This window comes from Sphingopyxis sp. NFH-91, assembly GCF_021401285.1.
Lineage (GTDB): Bacteria > Pseudomonadota > Alphaproteobacteria > Sphingomonadales > Sphingomonadaceae > Sphingopyxis > Sphingopyxis terrae_A.
The window spans coordinates 53,261-69,533 of record NZ_JACBGA010000003.1; the positions used below are offsets into that span (position 1 = coordinate 53,261).

General features: G+C 65.1%; 12 protein-coding genes. 4 read left to right on the plus strand and 8 right to left on the minus strand.

The genetic code is table 11. From position 1 onward, the window contains the following. Positions 1 to 45: 45 nt before the first annotated feature. The 3 genes from L0963_RS08380 (at position 46) to L0963_RS08390 (ending at position 2,707) form a co-directional block, all read left to right on the plus strand. Positions 46 to 762, plus strand: a complete 717-nt coding sequence (locus L0963_RS08380; RefSeq protein WP_062901098.1) for an endonuclease/exonuclease/phosphatase family protein — start codon at positions 46 to 48, stop codon at positions 760 to 762. Between the two features lie 218 nt (positions 763 to 980). Continuing rightward, positions 981 to 1,319, plus strand: a complete 339-nt coding sequence (locus L0963_RS08385) for a P-II family nitrogen regulator (RefSeq protein WP_003043080.1) — start codon at positions 981 to 983, stop codon at positions 1,317 to 1,319. A gap of 17 nt (positions 1,320 to 1,336) precedes the next feature. Further along, positions 1,337 to 2,707, plus strand: coding sequence for an ammonium transporter (locus L0963_RS08390; RefSeq protein ID WP_062903029.1), 1,371 nt, complete (start codon positions 1,337 to 1,339; stop codon positions 2,705 to 2,707). 440 nt (positions 2,708 to 3,147) lie between these two features. Here L0963_RS08390 and L0963_RS08395 read toward each other — a convergent pair whose 3' ends face one another. The 8 genes from L0963_RS08395 to L0963_RS08430 all read right to left on the minus strand — a co-directional run bounded on the left by L0963_RS08395 (position 3,148) and on the right by L0963_RS08430 (position 14,087). Beyond that, positions 3,148 to 4,734, minus strand: a complete 1,587-nt coding sequence (locus L0963_RS08395) for a GMC family oxidoreductase (RefSeq protein ID WP_234179171.1) — start codon at positions 4,732 to 4,734, stop codon at positions 3,148 to 3,150. A 96-nt stretch (positions 4,735 to 4,830) separates the two neighbouring features. Then, complete coding sequence (locus L0963_RS08400; RefSeq protein WP_062903030.1) at positions 4,831 to 5,748, minus strand: sterol desaturase family protein; 918 nt, start codon at positions 5,746 to 5,748, stop codon at positions 4,831 to 4,833. Then, positions 5,741 to 6,148 carry a hypothetical protein gene (locus tag L0963_RS08405; RefSeq protein WP_062901100.1) on the minus strand — a complete coding sequence of 136 codons (408 nt, stop codon included), beginning with the start codon at positions 6,146 to 6,148 and terminating at the stop codon, positions 5,741 to 5,743. The genes L0963_RS08400 and L0963_RS08405 overlap by 8 nt, the downstream gene beginning before the upstream one ends. Before the next feature lie 2 nt (positions 6,149 to 6,150). Beyond that, positions 6,151 to 6,579 carry a TIGR01244 family sulfur transferase gene (locus L0963_RS08410; protein WP_003043089.1) on the minus strand — a complete coding sequence of 143 codons (429 nt, stop codon included), beginning with the start codon at positions 6,577 to 6,579 and terminating at the stop codon, positions 6,151 to 6,153. A gap of 75 nt (positions 6,580 to 6,654) precedes the next feature. After that, a complete protein-coding gene (gene recQ / locus L0963_RS08415; RefSeq protein ID WP_234179172.1) occupies positions 6,655 to 8,430 on the minus strand; it encodes a DNA helicase RecQ in 1,776 nt (591 codons plus the stop codon). 61 nt (positions 8,431 to 8,491) lie between these two features. Further along, complete coding sequence (gene ybaL / locus L0963_RS08420) at positions 8,492 to 10,138, minus strand: YbaL family putative K(+) efflux transporter (protein ID WP_234179173.1); 1,647 nt, start codon at positions 10,136 to 10,138, stop codon at positions 8,492 to 8,494. A gap of 782 nt (positions 10,139 to 10,920) precedes the next feature. After that, complete coding sequence (locus L0963_RS08425) at positions 10,921 to 12,735, minus strand: ABCB family ABC transporter ATP-binding protein/permease (protein ID WP_234179174.1); 1,815 nt, start codon at positions 12,733 to 12,735, stop codon at positions 10,921 to 10,923. Positions 12,736 to 12,866: 131 nt separating this feature from the next. Further along, complete coding sequence (locus L0963_RS08430; RefSeq protein WP_062901104.1) at positions 12,867 to 14,087, minus strand: polyhydroxyalkanoate depolymerase; 1,221 nt, start codon at positions 14,085 to 14,087, stop codon at positions 12,867 to 12,869. 383 nt (positions 14,088 to 14,470) lie between these two features. On the opposite strand from L0963_RS08430, the gene L0963_RS08435 reads away from it, so the two are divergent. Next, positions 14,471 to 16,273 carry an ABC transporter transmembrane domain-containing protein gene (locus L0963_RS08435; RefSeq protein WP_062901105.1) on the plus strand — a complete coding sequence of 601 codons (1,803 nt, stop codon included), beginning with the start codon at positions 14,471 to 14,473 and terminating at the stop codon, positions 16,271 to 16,273.

A 16,273-nucleotide genomic window follows, 5' to 3' on the forward strand; every position in this document is an offset into this window, starting at 1 on the left:
GCCGCCGTTCGTCTTTACCGCAATGAAAGCAGCCCGCCCTCTCCCATGATCCCGCCCCCTCCCACGATCAAGGTCGCCAGCTACAATATGCGCAAGGGCATCGGCCTCGACCGTCGCCGCGATCCGGGGCGGGTGCTGTCGGTACTCGGCGAACTCGATGCCGACATCGTCGCCTTGCAGGAGGCCGACCGCCGCTTCGGCACGCGCGCGAGTGCGATCCCGCCGCACATGTTCGAAGATCATAGTGACTATGTTCCCGTCGACCTGCTGGACGGCCGCCCCTATGCGATCGGCTGGCACGGCAATGCGCTGCTCGTGCGCAAGGGCGTCGTGGTCGAGGAGAGTCACGCGCTCCATCTGCCGACGCTCGAACCGCGCGGCGCGGTCGCCGCGACGGTGCGCGTCGGCGATACGCGGCTCCGCGTCGTGGGCATGCATCTCGACATTTCGGGGCTGCGTCGGCGCCAGCAGGCGCGCGCCATCCTCTCGCATGTCGCCGAGGGCGAAAAGCTGCCGACGGTGCTGATGGGCGACTGCAACGAATGGCGCAATCGCGGCGGCTGCCTCCATGATTTCGGCGAGCATCACCGCCTCGTCGACACCGGCCACAGCTTCCACAGCCGCAAGCCCGTCGCGCGCCTCGACCGCATCTTCGCCTCGCCCGATCTCGAAGCCCTGGATGCCGGCGTCCATCAGAGCGCGCTCGCCGCGCGCGCATCCGACCATCTGCCGATCTGGGCGCGGTTCAAGCCCGCCGGCTGACCGGCCGCGCCCTCCCAAGTCGGGCGGACAGGCATAAGCGCGAGGAGCGCATCGCTGCTCAAAATTTAGGCAAATGCCTGCCTCGCCTGCCCAGGTTGCGACCGATTGCACCTGCGGGGCGGTTGAAAATCGTCACAAAATGTTAACTTTCCCGCCCTCGCCGCAATTTGGCACGGCTGTTGCACCGCAACATGGTGCCATAAGCAAAAGGGGGCATCATGAAGCTGATCCTTGCTATCATTAAACCGTTCAAGCTCGACGAGGTGCGCGAAGCACTGACCGGGCTGGGCATCGCGGGAATGACCGTCACCGAGGTCAAGGGGTTCGGCCGGCAGAAGGGCCAGACCGAAATCTATCGCGGCGCCGAATATGCAACCAACATGGTGCCCAAGGTGAAGATCGAGCTCGTCTGCGACGATGCGCTCGCACCGCGGGTCGTCGAAACGCTTCAGCAAAGCGCCGGAACCGGGTCGATCGGCGACGGCAAGATTTTCGTCCTCGACGTCGGGCAAGCCGTGCGCATCCGCACCGGTGAGACCGGCGAGGCGGCGCTGTGATGACGAAGGGGGAAAATATGACGTTCGCAAAGAAAATGGGGGTCGGTAAGATCGCGGCGAGCGCCGCGGCTGGCGGCCTCGCGCTGTTCGCGGCGCTGCCCGCCTGGGCGCAGGAAGCGGCCGAAGCTGCACCCGTCGTCGACAAGGGCGACACCGCCTGGATGATGACCTCGACCGTGCTCGTCCTCGCGATGATCCTGCCCGGCCTTGCGCTTTTCTACGGCGGCCTGACCCGCAGCAAGAACATGCTTTCGACGATGACGCAGATCGGCGCGGTCGCCTGTCTCGCGATGATCGTCTGGGTTTGCTACGGCTATGGCCTTGCTTTCGGCCCCGAAGGCAATGCCTTCATCTCGTGGGGCAAATTCTTCCTCGCCGGCGTCACGCCCGACAGCCTTGCCGATACCTTCTCGGACGGCTTCAAGCTGCCCGAATATGTGTTCATCTGTTTCCAGATGACCTTCGCCGCGATCACGCTGGCGCTGGTCCTGGGCGCGACGGTTGAACGCATGAAATTTTCGGCGGCGCTCGTCTTCGGCGTCATCTGGCTGACGATCGTCTATTTCCCGATCGCGCACATGGTGTGGGCAGCCGGCGGCTTCCTTTTTGAAGGCAAGATGTTCGGCACCGACCTTCCGGCGGCACTCGACTTTGCCGGCGGCACCGTCGTCCACATCAACGCGGGTGTCTCGGCGCTCGTTGCGGCGATGATCCTCGGCAAGCGCATCGGCTATCAGAAGGAAATCATGGCGCCGCACTCGCTGACGCTGACGATGGTCGGCACCGGCCTGCTGTGGGTGGGCTGGTTCGGCTTCAACGCCGGCTCGGCGCTCGAAGCCAATGGTTCGGCGGCGCTCGCGATGATCAATACCTTCGTCGCCACCGCCTCGGCCGGTCTCGCCTGGATGCTCGCCGAAAAGCTGGGCGGTCACAAGCCGTCGGCCCTTGGCTTCTGCTCGGGCATCATCACCGGCCTCGTCGCTGTCACTCCCGCGGCGGGCAATTCGGGTCCGTTCGGCGCGATCGTCCTCGGCGCGGTTGCAGCGTTCATCTGCTTCTATGTCGTCACGGTCCTCAAGCCCAAGCTCGGCTATGACGACGCGCTCGATGCCTTCGGTATCCACGGCGTGGGCGGCATCGTCGGCGCCATCGGCACCGGCATCGTCTACGCGCCGAGCCTCGGTGGTCCCGGTGGCGAGGATTTCGCGATGGGGCCCCAGGTCGTTACCCAGATCGTCGCTGTCCTCGTCGCGATCGTCTGGGCCGCCATCGGTACCGTTATCGCGGTCTATGTCGCCAAGGCGCTCACTGGGCTCCGCGTCACCGAAGAAGTCGAACGCGAAGGCCTCGACCTCGGCGAACATGGGGAACGCGCCTACAATATGTAATCACGAGACAGGATACCCGCCGCCGCTCTCTCCTCTTTCAAACGGGCGGCGGGGTTCTAACCAGGTTCCTCCTGCGAACCACTCATGGCCGGGATGCGAAAGCGCCCCGGCCATTTTTTTGTGCGGATTGCGCTGCACAATAAAAGGGCAGCGCTGCCGCGAAATTAGGCCTTCCCATCATGACATTAATATGGCATTCAGCCTGTCAACAGTTTCAGGAGGGGAGAGCCTGAAAGGCTGGGCCAGGACGCAAGTCCTGGCCCTCTTTTTTTGCCCATTTCGCAGGCACCCCCGAAAAGCCGGGCTTTTTCAGGCCTCTCGAATAGTGAGATATCGCTGAGGGCTGCATGCCCCGGTCCGCCGAATCGGTCGCGCCCAGCGCCTCCGCCGCGAAAGACTCCGGCCGCCGCGATGCTTTTGCGCGCGGCGGCAAAGGCCGCTTATTGCAGCGCGGATTTGACGAAATCGGCGGCGCGTTCGCCGATCATGATGCTCGGCGCATTGGTGTTGCCGCTGACGAGGCGGGGCATGATGCTCGCATCGGCAACCCACAGGCCATCGACGCCATTCAGCTTCAGCGTCGGGTCGACAACCGCGTCGGCGTCGCTGCCCATGCGGCAGGTGCCCACCGGGTGATAGACGGTGTCGGCGCGGCTGCGGATCAGCGCGTCGAGCGCGGCGTCATCGTCGATATTCACCGGATGGCGATCGACCCCGGCATAGTCGGACAGCGGCGGCGCAGCGACGATGCGGTGCATCATCCGTACCCCGGCGCGCAGCGTTGCCATGTCGCGGTCGTCGGTCAGGAAGCCGGGATCGATCAAGGGCGCCGCCGCTGCATCGGGCGAGGCGAGCGTCACGCTGCCCCGGCTTTCGGGGCGCAGGACGCAGGCGTGGCACGAAAAGCCATGCCCCTTCACCTTGGTACGACCATGATCCTCCAGCATCGCGGGAACGAAGTGGAACTGGATATCGGGCGCGGCGACGTCGGGCCGCGACTTCCAGAAGCCGCCCGCCTCGGCGAAGGGCGTGGTCATGATGCCGGTACGCCCGGTGCGATGTTCAAAGATCGCCTTCAGCATTCGCCAGCTGCCCGCCAGACTATCGCCGAAGGGGTCGCCCGAGCGCGTTTCCCAGCTCGACACATAGTCGATATGATCCTGCAGATCGGCCCCCACCGCCGCACGGTCGGCGACCGGATCGATCCCCATCGCCTTCAGATGGGCGGCGGGTCCGATGCCCGACAGCATCAGCAGCTGCGGCGACCCGAAAGCACCGGCGGACAGGATCACCCCGCCCGCGGCGCGCAGCGTCTCGCGCGCTTTGCCGCGGCGGATCGCCACACCCGTCGCGCGGCCGTTTTCGACGATGATTTTTTCGACCAGCGCGCCGGTGCGAATGGCGAAATTGGCGCGCCCGCGCAGCGGTTCGACATAGGCGCGCGCCGCCGACCAGCGCTCGCCGCCCTTCTGCGTCACCTGATACAGGCCAAAGCCTTCCTGCTGCGCGCCATTGAAATCGGGGGTGCGCGGCAATTGCAGCGCCGCCGCGCTCTCGACGAAGCGGCGGCTCGTCACATTGGGCCAGCGCTGGTCCATCACGTTGAGCGGGCCGTCGCCGCCGTGCCATTGGTCGGCGCCGCGTTCATTGCCCTCGCTGCGCTTGAAATAGGGCAGCACGTCGGCATAGCTCCACCCGCTCGCGCCAAGCGCCGCCCATTGGTCGTAATCGAAAGCGTGCCCGCGAATATAGATCATCGCGTTGATCGCGCTTGATCCGCCCAGCCCGCGCCCGCGCGGCTGATATCCTGTGCGGCCGTTCAGCCCCTTTTGCGGGAGCGTATCATATTGATAATTCGACTTCTTGGGGATGAAGGGCATGAAACCGGGCGTCTTCACCCACATATTGTCGTTCGATCCGCCGGCCTCGATCAGGCAGATACGCCGCGTGCCGTCCTCGGCAAGCCGCCCCGCCGCCGCGCTTCCGGCGCTGCCGCCGCCGATGACGATGATGTCGAACTGATCCATAAAGCCGCTCCCCTCGCCACCCGATCGGTGGTCAATTGCGACTTACATGAATGTCATTAGCCCGCGAGGCAAGCGCGTTGTCGCGGCGGGCGAGGACTATTCCGCAGCCGGCTCCTCGGCGGGGCGCCCCCCTGCCCATCGCTCCTTGATCATGGCGCTGGTCATCCGGCTGCCGTCGTGGCTCCAGCCGGGTTCGCGCCAGATATAGGACAGCTTGTGCCGCCACGGCGCGCTCCACACGTCTTTGGCGATCCCGACCCATTCGTGGACCGCCGCCCACAAAAGGTTGAAGCTGCCGAGCTGTTTGACGATGCCATAGCGAACCGGATCGTCGTCGCGTTCGGGAACGAAGCTGCCGAACATCCTGTCCCACACGATGAAGACCCCGGCATAGTTGGCGTCGAGGTAGCGCGGGTTGACGCCGTGGTGGACGCGGTGGTGCGATGGCGTGTTCATCACCGCCTCGAACCAGCGCGGCATCCGCCCGATCGCCTCGGTGTGAATCCAGAACTGGTAGATCAGGTTAAGCCCGCCGCAGAAGAAGACCATCGCGGGTGGAAAGCCGATCAGGAACAGCGGCAGACGGAACAGGAAAGCCAGGCTGAAAAAGCCGGTCCAGGTCTGCCGCAGCGCGGTCGACAGATTATAATGCTGGCTCGAATGATGGATGACATGGCTCGCCCAGAACCAGCGGACGCGGTGCGCGCTGCGATGAAAGGCATAATAGGCCAGATCGTCGAGGACGAAGCAGAGGATCCACGCCCACCACCATTGTTTGAGCGCGATGCCGATGTCGAACAGGTGGAATTGATAGACCCACACCGCCATGCCGACGACCGCCGCGCCGACCGCTGCACCGGCCACTTGACTACCGGTACCAAGCAGAAGCGAGGTCAGCGTGTCGCGCGTTTCGTACCGGCTCTTGTCGCGGCGCAGCGACACGATCATCTCGGCGATCAGCAGCAGGATGAAGGCGGGCACCGCATAGGTCACCGGGTTGGGAAGATCATCCATGCGCCACATCCCGCATCCGCGCCGCCCAGACGCCCGCCTCTTTCCCGAGTTGCAGCGTCACCGACCCGAAGCTTCGCTCGGGCATCGTCAATGTCAGGAAATCCTTGTCGAGCCGCCCGACCACGGCGGCATCGACCGGCCGCGCCGCGAAATGATTGCCGTGCGCACGCACCAGCATCATCTGACCGGCGGCGTTGCGGACGATCGCCGCAAAGCCCGCGCGGTCGCGCGCGACCTCTACCCCTCCGAACCCCGTCTCGGCCTCGTCGGCAAGGCGGATCGCATGAGCGGCGTCGGCAATCCGCGGATCAGCGCCCAGACCCATGCGCTTGACCAGCCAGGCGACGAACAAGACCGCCACCAGCGATCCCGCGAGCTGGATGAGGTCGCTCACCGTCATGGCTAACCTGCGAGCGCGTCCATCATCGGCCGCAGCGCCGACAGATCATAGCCGCCGTTCGCGGCCGCATCGCACAGCATGTCGATATCGTCGCCGGCCCGCGCGCGCGTCAGCGCCCACAAATGCGTCGAGCGCGTGCCCGACCGGCAATAGGCGAGCACGGGCCCGGTTGCATCGCCCAGCAGCGTATCGAGCGCGTCGAGCTGCGGATGGCTGAACCCCGAATGGCCGATCGGGATGGCGGCATAGGCCATTCCCTCGGCGGCGCAGGCATGCGCGATGGCATCGCCCTGCGGCGCACCCGGGTCCTCGCCGTCGGGGCGGTTGTTGACGATCATCGCAAAGCCAGCCGCCTTCGCCGCGGCGACGTCCTCGATGCTGATTTGCGGCGCGACCGAATAGGTCGGGGTCAAGGCTCGAAAGTCGCTCATGCCGCGATCTATAAACCTGCGCCGATTGCTGACAAGCGTGAAGGTGGCAACAAGGTCGGGCGATAACGATCTTTCCTAGAACCGCCGGATCACCTCCAGAAAGGCATCGCCCCACGCTTCGAGCTTCTTGGCGCCGACGCCGGGAATTGACGCAAGGTCGCTGCGCGAGGCGGGACGCTCGCTCGCCATCGCGCGCAGCACCGCGTCGTGGAAGATCACATAGGGCGGCACGCCCGCCTCGCTCGCGAGATCGCGCCGCGTCGCACGCAGCGCATCGAACAGCGGGTCTCCGACCGGGTTCGCCGCCGCGCCGTCGCCGCGCCCGGCGCGCGACAGGCGGCGCGCGGGCGGCTCGGCCATCAGTACGGGCACCTCGCCCTTCATCACCGCGCGCCCGGTGGGGCCGAACATCAGCCCGCCATGTTCGGTCGCGGCCAGCGCCTCGCGCGCCATCAGGCTGCGCACCAGCGGTTTGATCAGCCGCGCATCCTCCCCCTCGACGATGCCGAACACCGACAATTTGTCATGGCCGCGCGCGGCGATGCGCTCGTCACGCCGCCCGGTGAGCACCGCCTCGACATGCCCCGCGCCATAGCTTTGCCCGGTTCGATAGACCGCCGACAAAAGCTTCTGCGCCAGCACCGTCGCATCGACCTGCTTCGGCGGGTCGATGCAATTGTCGCAATTGCCGCAGCGCAGCGGCGGGTTTTCGCCGAAGTGGCGCAGCAGCAGCGCGCGGCGGCACTCGACCGTCTCGACCAGCGCCGCGAGCGCATTGAGCCGGGCGCGCTCGCCCGCCAGCCGGCCTTCGGGCAAATCGCCCAGCCGCATCCGCGCCCGCGCGAAATCTTCGGCGCCCCACAGCATCAACGCCTCGGCGGGATCGCCGTCGCGCCCCGCGCGCCCGGTCTCCTGATAATAGCTCTCGATCGATTTCGGCAGCCCGGCATGCGCAACGAAGCGCACGTCGGGCTTGTCGATCCCCATGCCGAAGGCGACCGTCGCGGTGACGATGCCATCTTCCGAAGCGACGAAATCATGCTGCACCCGCGCGCGCCGTTCGGGATCGAGCCCGGCATGATAGGCGGCGACGCTGCGCCCGATGGCGGCGGCGAGCTTCGCGGCCATCCGTTCGGTCCCGTCGCGCGTCGGACAATAGACGATCCCGGGTCCCGGATTGGCGGCGATGAATTCGGTAAGCTGTTTTGCCGGCGCGCCGCGCGGCGCGATGCGATAGCGAATGTTCGGTCGGTCGAAACCCGCGAGAATCAGCCCTTCGGCGGGGATGCCGAGCTGGACCAATATATCCTCGCGCGTGTGCTTGTCGGCCGTCGCGGTCAGCGCGAGCCGCGGCACCGCTGGAAAGGCGTCGAGCAGCGGGCGGAGCAGGCGATAGTCGGGGCGGAAATCATGCCCCCATTCCGAAACACAATGCGCTTCGTCGATCGCGAACAGCGCGGGCGCACGCGCCGCCACCAGCGACCGAAACCCCTCCCCCGTTGCCCGTTCGGGCGCGATGTAGAGGAGGTCGAGCTGTCCGTCGCGATAGGCCTGACGCGTGTCGGCGAAATCGGCATCGACGCTGGTGAGACTGGCGGCGCGAATCCCCGCCGCACGCGCACCGCGCAGCTGATCGTGCATCAGCGCGATCAGCGGCGATACGACGACGACACAGCCGTCGAGGGCGACAGCTGGAAGCTGGTAGGTCAGCGACTTGCCGGCGCCCGTCGGCATCACCGCCAGCGTATGCGCGCCCGCCATCACCCGCGCAACGACATCGGCCTGTCGCCCGCGAAAGGCGTCGAAACCGAATGTGGATTTGAGCAGGGGGAGAAGAGCGTCGGGAGACATCGCTCGGGGCGATAGGGAAGATCGGGATCGAGGGAAACCCCAACCGCGCCTTTGCCGGCGCTCAGGCTCTGGCCAGCATCGCGCGTTCGGCCATCCGCGTCGCGGTTTCGCGTTCCGCCATCACCACATGGTCGGCGCCGCGGCGGACGAGATCGCCCACCTCCTCGTCCGAATGGGCTCGCGCTACGATGACCAGCTGTGGGTTGATCGCCCGCGCGCGCCGCACGATCGCGCCCGCCTCGACGCCTTCAGGGATGGCGATCAGCAGCGTCGCGGCGGTGTCGATCTTCGCTTGGCGCAGAACGCTTTCCTTGGTCGCGTCGCCGACGATCACCGTCGCCCCCGCGGCGCCGGCGGCGGCGGCCATATCCTTCTGATCTTCTATCACCACCAGCGCCTCGCCGCGCGAACAGAGCAGGGAACAGATATGGCTGCCGACGCGGCCGAAGCCGATCAGCACGGTGCGTGACGGCTCAGCCGCGGGCAACGCGGCCGCTTCTTCGGCAATATCGGGAAGATGCTCGGCGCGCACACGGCGAACGACGAGCGTGAAGAAGATCGGGTTGAACAGGATCGACAGAATCGACCCCGCCAGGATCAGGTCGCGCGCCATGTCAGGCATGACCTTGAGCCCCACCCCCAGCCCGGCGAGGATGAAGGAGAATTCGCCGATCTGCGCCAGGCTGACCGAGATCGACAGCGCGGTCTGCGTCGAATGACCGAAGGCGCGCACGATGGCAAAGGCCGCGAGCGATTTGCCCACGATGATGATCGCAACGGTCGCGAGCACCGGTACCGGATGCTCGATCAGCACCCAAGGGTCGAACAACATGCCGACCGAGACGAAGAAGAGGACCGCAAAGGCGTCGCGCAGCGGCAGCGTTTCCTCGGCAGCGCGCCGCGAAAGCTGCGTCTCGCCCAGAATCATTCCGGCAAAAAAGGCGCCCAGCGCGAAGCTGACATCGAAGATCACCGCAGCACCGAAGGCGACCCCGAGCGCGGTCGCCAGTACCGCGAGCCGGAACAGCTCGCGCGAGCCAGAATGGGCGACCCAGTGCAGTACCCACGGCAGGATACGGCGCCCGAGGACGAGCATCATCGCGACAAAACCCGCAACCTTCAGAAAGACGATCCCTGCCGACTGAAGCAAGGCGGCGCTGTCCCCCGCGCCGCCCTCGTCGCCGCGCGCGCCGAACATCGCGGGAAGCAGGACGAGCGCCAGCACCATTGCCAGATCCTCGACGATCAGCCAGCCGACCGCGATCCGCCCCTTTTCGGTCTCGACCATGTTGCGCGCCTGGAGGGCGCGCAGCAGAACAACGGTACTCGCCACCGACAGCGCCAGACCGAAGATCAGGCTGCCGGCGAACGACCAGCCGAGCCACAGACCCAGCGCGGTCCCGAGCGCGGTCGCGGCAGCAATCTGCACGATCGCTCCGGGCACCGCGATCCGGCGCACCGACAGGAGATCCTTGAGCGAGAAATGAAGGCCCACCCCGAACATGAGCAGGATCACGCCAATCTCCGCAAGCTGGAGCGCCAGCCCAGTGTCAGCGACGAAACCCGGCGTGAACGGCCCGACAAGCACGCCCGCCAGCAGATAGCCCGCAATTGGCGAAATGCGCAGCCGATGCGCCAGCGCCCCCATCAGAAATGCGACCACAAGGCCCGCGACGACGGTTCCGATCAAGCTTGTGTCATGCGGCATAGGGCAGCGTAAAAGCCGCGAATGCGCATGGTCAAGCAACTCAAGCGATTTTGTTGCATTTTAGGGCTTAGTCGCGTGTAGGAATGGCCGCTTTGAGGTGGGTTTCAGCCGGTCTGCTTTTCCGATAGCGATGCAGAAAGCTGACATAGACAAGCGTAAAAACGGAAGGATAGGCAATTGGAGTCGCGGAAGGACAAGTTGCCTAAGGGTCGCTCATATCCTTTGAAGCCATCAGAGCTTGAAAGGGCAGTCTTGGAGAGCGGGCTACAGCTAAGGGTGGAATTTACAAGATGGGACAAGTTCGAGGCCGTCCTACAAGCCAATTACTATCCTGATGGCAGTTGGTCCGGTCGGTCAGGAGACTTTATCTGGATTTACTGCAAAGCGGTGGAATCAGGCTCTGCAAACGCCATCAATGCCCGCCTGCTAACCAAAGCACTTCCACGGCTTCTAAAATGGGCAAAGCATATTGAGGGCTTGGATACGCGTTCGCCAGTTCGCCGAGAGAAGCAGAGCTTCAGCTTTCCGCTTGAGGTAACTACCAACTGAGCGTCCGCAATCGGTCGCTAGCCGTCGAACCTATTATCGCGTTCGTTTCGAGCGAAGCCGAGACACCCATCGGCGCGACGCCTAGCCCGAGGAGCATCTCGACTTCGGCCAAACGCCGAAGGCTGTGCTGAGCGCCTGCGAGGGCCGTCGAAGAGCTCGATGCGAACGGATCAGGATAGACCAGAAATTCCCCTCCCGCTCGAAAGCATCCGCCCGACTTCCATTCTCCCAGCCTAAACCGTGCCCTCTTCCTTTTCGGCCTGCTGACGCGCCCACATGTCGGCGTAGAGGCCGCGCATCGCGAGCAGTTGGTCGTGAGTTCCCGTTTCGGCGACGCGGCCGCGATCGAGAACGATGATGCGGTCGGCGCTCGTGACGGTCGACAGGCGATGCGCGATCACCAGCGTCGTGCGCCGTTCGGCGATCCGTTCGAGCGTGTCCTGAATCGCCGCCTCGGTCCGGCTGTCGAGAGCACTCGTCGCTTCGTCGAGGATCAGGACCGGCGGATTCTTGAGCAGGGTGCGCGCGATCGCGACGCGCTGCTTCTCGCCGCCCGACAATTTGAGCCCGCGCTCGCCGACTTCGGTCTCATAGCCCTGCGGCAGCATCGCGATAAAGCCATCGATCGCCGCGCCCTTCGCGGCCTCGGCGATCTCTTCGACGTGCGCATCGGCGCGGCCATAGGCGATATTATATCCGATGCTGTCGTTGAACAGCACCGTATCCTGCGGGACGATCCCGATTGCGGCGCGCAGGCTCTGCTGCGTTACCGCGCGGATGTCCTGCCCGTCGATCAGGATGCGGCCGCCCTGCGGATCGTAGAAGCGAAAGAGCAGCCGCGCGATCGTCGATTTGCCCGCGCCCGAAGGGCCGACAATAGCCAGCGTCTCGCCTGCGCCCACCGCAAAGCTGACGCCGTTCAAAATGGTGCGGTCGGCCTCATAGCCGAAGACGACATTCTCGAACGCCACGGCACCGCCCGCGACGTGCAGCGCGGGGGCGCCCGGCGCGTCGGTGATCTCGCTCGGCGTGTCGATCAGGCGGAACATCGCCTCCATGTCGATCAGCCCCTGGCGGATCGTGCGATAGACCATGCCGAGCATGTCGAGCGGACGGAAAAGCTGCGCGAGCAGCGTGTTGACGAGCACCACGTCGCCGACCGCGAAGATGCCGCGCGACCAGCCCCACACCGTGTAGCCCATCGCCCCCGCCATGGCGGCATTGGTGATGAAGCTCTGCCCGATATTGAGCCAGGCGAGGCTGTTCTCGCTTTTGACCGCGGCGCTCGCATATTGGCCCGCAACCTCGCGGTAGCGCGCCGTCTCGCGCTCCTCGGCGCCGAAATATTTGACCGTCTCGTAATTGAGCAAGCTGTCGACGCTGCGCCCGACGGTCAGCGTGTCGAGGTCGTTCATTCGCATCCTGAGCGCGGTGCGCCAGTCGGTCACCTTGCGCGTGAAGGCGATGTAGACGACGACCATCAGCGCAGTCGCCGCGGCAAGGCCGAGGCTGAATTTGGTCCAGAAGATGACGATGACCGCGGTCAGTTCGATGATTGTCGGCGCGATATTGAACAGCAGGAAATAGAGCATGGTGTCGATGCTCTTGGTTCCGCGCTCGATCACCTTGGTCACCTCGCCCGTCCGCCGCGCGAGGTGGAAACGCAGCGACAGTGCATGCAGGTGAGTGAAGGTGGCGATCGCGAGTTCGCGCGTCGCATCCTGCCCGACGCGTTCGAAAACAACATTGCGCAGATTGTCGAACAGCACCCCGGCAAAGCGCGCGCCGGCATAGGCGACGACCAGCCCGATGGTCAGCGCGATGCCTTCCTGCATCCCCGGCGCCATACGGTTGATCGCTGCGCCATAGACGAAGCCCATCGACAGTTGCACCGCCTTTGACGCCAGCACCAGCAGCCCGGCCCCGATAATGCGCAACTTGTGCTCGCGATGCCCCGCCGGCCAAAGATAGGGCAGGAAGCGCCGCAGCGTCGCCAGGATCGGCGGCTCGCTGCGCGGGCTGGCGGAAGAAGCGGTGTCAGGCGGCATGAGCGCTCCATGTAGGGCGCCGGTCCCGCTTCGCCAAGCATGGGCGAAGACAATGCTCCCTTTTGCGTGAAAGGCGCGTGATTCCGGTCCGCCGCCGCCCGATCACGGGAATCGGGCGAGCGGGCATCCTGTCAGCCGCCGTTGGCGCGAATCCATTTTTCGACGACCGGTGCAATCTCTTCCCGCCACTTGCGGCCGTTGAAGATGCCGTAGTGGCCGACGCCTTTTGCCATCAGATATTTCTTCTTGGCGGTCGGCAGTTCGGTGGCGAGGGTCAGCGCCGCCTTGGTCTGGCCGATCCCCGAAATATCGTCACGCTCGCCTTCGATCGCGAGCAGCGCAATATCGTCGATCTTGCCAAGGTCGACGATCTTGCCGCGATGCTCGAATTCGCGCTTGGGCAACAGATGGCGCTGGAAAACCGCATCGACCGTCTGGAGATAGAATTCGGCGGTCATGTCGCAGACGGCGCGATATTCGTCATAGAATTCCTTGGTCTTGTCCGCACTCTCGCCATCACCGTCGACCAGATGCTTGAACATTTCCCAATGGCTCATCATGTGATTGCCAAGGTTCATCGACATGAAGCCGGCAAGCTGCAGGAAGCCAGGATAGACGCGGCGCCCGGCGCCCGGATACCAGGCCGGAACCGTTGCGATCACATTTTCCTGGAACCATGCATAAGGCCGCGTCGTCGCATGCTGGTTCACCGCGGTCGGCGCCTTGCGCGTGTCGATCGGCCCGCCCATCATCGTCAGCGTGCGCGGGCGGCACTTGTGCTTGTCGGCCGCCATGACAGCTGCGGCGGCGAGGCTCGGAACCGAAGGCTGGCACACCGCGAGCATATGCGCACCCGGCCCGATATGCTCGAGCCAGCCGATCAGATAGTCGATATAGTCATCGAGATCGAATTTGCCCGCTTCGAGCGGGACATTGCGGGCATCGCGCCAGTCGGTGATCCACACATCATGGTCGGGGATCATCCGCTCGACCGTGCCGCGAAGCAGCGTCGCATAATGGCCCGACATCGGCGCGACGATCAGCAGCTTGGGCTTGCCGGCGCTTGCCGCGTGCCGGAAATGCTTGAGCTGGCCGAAGGGCTTGCGCGCCTCGATCGCTTCATCGACGCGCAGCGTCTCGCCATCGACGAGCGTCTCGTACAGTTCGAACCCCGGTTTGCCGCGCGGCGCCGAGGCGTGTGCAAAGACCTCGAGCGCCGAGGCGAACATCGGGCTCGCGCTGAAATAGCCGAGCGGATTGGCGGGATGCTGGATGACCTGCGCGCCCGCGGTCGCCAATGCGCTCGCGCCCGCGAGCCAGCTGCGCTGCATGTCAAAAGCGTGGTACAGCATAATCTGAATTCCTTGCGTCCGGTCGGGCGCTCTTCCGGCATCCCTGTTGGAGCACAGTCTAGGGCAACATCGCCATTGTGCAATGCATCAAAATCATTGCGCGGCGCCTGATGGATAATATTCCGGGACAGCGGCGGCCTCGGCCTGTTCGAGCACCTTCCGCCGCCGCGGCTTCATCGCTTCGCGCAGCGGCATGCCCTATCGCATCACGCAGGCGGGCCTGCGTGCGGTGCCGGCGCGCAACTCGACAATCACTGAGCCGCAGGGCACGCGGGCAATCCGGCCCCGCGCTCCCTTTACGCAGCCTGGCTTCATGGTCCTTGAAGCAGATCGCCATTCTGCATCGTTGAGCGGCATCGGCGCGGCTGCTAGGGCGATGATCAATGGCGACCAAATCCGATAAACCGAACCCACCCCGCAAGCTATCGAGCCTGCGCATGGTCTGGCATCATGCCAGCCGCTATCCGCTCCAGCTGCTGATCGCGGCGATCGCGCTCGGCATCGCGGCGATCGCAACGCTCGCGATCCCCTATCAATTCAAGGAGATGATCGATTCGGGCTTCGTCGCCGGCGGCGGCGATGTCAGCCCGCATTTCCGGTTCTTCTACGTGATCGTTCTCATCCTCGCGATTGCGACGGCGCTCCGCTTCTATTTCGTGAGCTGGCTCGGCGAACGCACCGTCGCCGATATCCGCGAGGCGGTGCAGCGTAACCTTCTGCGCCTGGCCCCCGGCTTCTTCGAAGAAAACCGCCCGTCAGAAATCGCCTCGCGCATGACGGCGGACACTGCGATCATCGAACAGACCGTCGGAACCACGGTTTCGGTCGCACTGCGCAATACCGTTATGGGGATCGGCGGGATTGCCTATCTCTTCTCGCTCTCGCCGAAACTTACGGGCGGGATTCTGCTCGGCATCCCGATCATCATCATGCCGATCGTGCTGCTCGGGCGCCGCCTGCAAAACGTCTCGCGCTCAAGTCAGGATCGCGTCGCCGACATCGGTGCGACCACGGCCGAACAGCTCGGCGCGATGAAGATCGTCCAGGCCTTCGGGCAGGAAACGCGCGAGGCCGAACGCTTCACCAGCGCCGTCGAAGCCAATTTCGCCACCGCCAAGCGCCGCATCCGGCTCCGCGCCACGATGACCGCGATTGTTATCGGGCTGCTGTTCGGAGCCATCACCACTTTGCTCTGGTACGGGGCCGAAGGCGTGGCCGCGGGCACGATCACGGGCGGCACCATTGCCGCCTTCGTCCTGACCGGCGGCCTTGTCGCGGGTGCGTTCGGCGCGCTGACCGAAGTCTATGGCGATCTGCTTCGCGCGGCCGGTGCCGCCGAACGCCTCAATGAACTGCTGATCGCCGAGCCGAGCATTGCCCCGCCGCCGGCCCCTCGCGCTCTGCCGGAGACCGCGACCGGTACGCTCGAATTTGATCATGTCGAATTCCGCTACCCGACGCGCCCCGACGCGCCCGCGCTGCACGATTTCAGCCTATCCATTCGCGCGCGCGAAACGGTCGCGATCGTGGGCCCCTCGGGTGCCGGCAAATCGACGCTCTTCCAGCTCGCCGAGCGCTTCTACGATCCGCAAGGCGGCGAAATCCGCCTCGACGGCGTCGCGCTGCCCGAGCTCGACCCCGCCGACCTGCGCGCCCGGATCGCGATGGTGCCGCAGGAAACGGTGATATTCGCGGCGTCGGCGCGCGACAATCTGCGCTATGGCAACTGGCTGGCCACCGACGACGAGCTATGGGCCGCCGCGCGCGCGGCCAATGCGGAAGAATTTCTGCGCAAGCTTCCCGATGGCCTTGATACTTTCATGGGCGAAGGGGGCGCCCGCCTGTCGGGCGGCCAGCGTCAGCGTGTTGCAATCGCCCGCGCGCTGCTCCGCCGCGCGCCGCTACTGCTACTCGACGAGGCCACCTCGGCGCTTGACGCCGAGTCCGAAAAACTCGTTCAGGATGCGCTCGAGGCGCTGATGCACGATCGCACCACCGTCGTCATCGCGCACCGCCTCGCGACCGTCCGCGCCGCCGATCGCATCATCGTGATGGACGAAGGCCGTATCGTCGAGGAAGGTCGCCACGACGATCTCGTCGCCGCCGACGGGCTCTATGCACGGCTCGCGCGCCTGCAGTTCCAGGATAATCTTGCCGCCGATCAGGCAGCCGTGATGGAGAAATAG